This window comes from Bartonella sp. TT110JLCBS, from assembly GCF_042193405.1.
GTDB lineage: Bacteria > Pseudomonadota > Alphaproteobacteria > Rhizobiales > Rhizobiaceae > Bartonella.
This window is the reverse complement of sequence record NZ_JBHILT010000297.1, coordinates 1-564: the sequence shown is the minus strand read 5'-3', so window position 1 is coordinate 564 and position 564 is coordinate 1. Positions and strand designations below refer to the sequence as shown.

Sequence of the window (564 nt, the reverse complement as noted above, 5' to 3'; positions counted from 1 at the left end):
AGCTCAAGAGATCTTTCGTGAATGGATGCAAAAGATTTTTAAAGAAGCCAAAGAGAATAACCTTTCTGAAAGCTTACAAGCGCATCTTTTGAAAATGCCTAAGACCATAGTAAGTCTTGCATTGATTTTTGAATTAACCGAAGGGGGGCGTTTTGAAATCAATAAAGATGCCCTTCAAACAGCCTTGCGATGGGAAAAATATTTGTTAAGTCATGTCAAAAGGCTCTATGCGGCGGCGGATAGCTTAGCAATAGAGGGGGCAAAATTGATTGTCGAGCGCTGTGATCATTTACCCGATGTTTTTACTTTACGTGATATTCATCAAAGAAGTTGGATCAGTTTAACAGATAATAGAGCCGTTAAGCAAGCTTTAGAGCTCTTATGTCGTTCCAATCATATTCGTCAAATAGCAAGTGAAAATAGCTCACAAGGTAGTCGCCCTACCATACGTTATGAATGGCACCCTTTCGTTAAAAACAACAGCATCAAACAATGAAGCCATTGTAATCTTTTGTTATTCTTAAAACCTTCAAAGATCTTATCGTACCAACAGAGGGTTTACAA

The 564-nt window shown here is 38.1% G+C and carries 1 protein-coding gene; it reads left to right on the top strand.

Annotated elements, in window-relative coordinates; genetic code table 11:
• A partial coding sequence (locus ACFILW_RS10995) for a DUF3987 domain-containing protein (RefSeq protein WP_375678222.1) occupies positions 1 to 496 on the top strand: 496 nt, incomplete at its 5' end.
• Positions 497 to 564 lie beyond the last annotated feature (68 nt).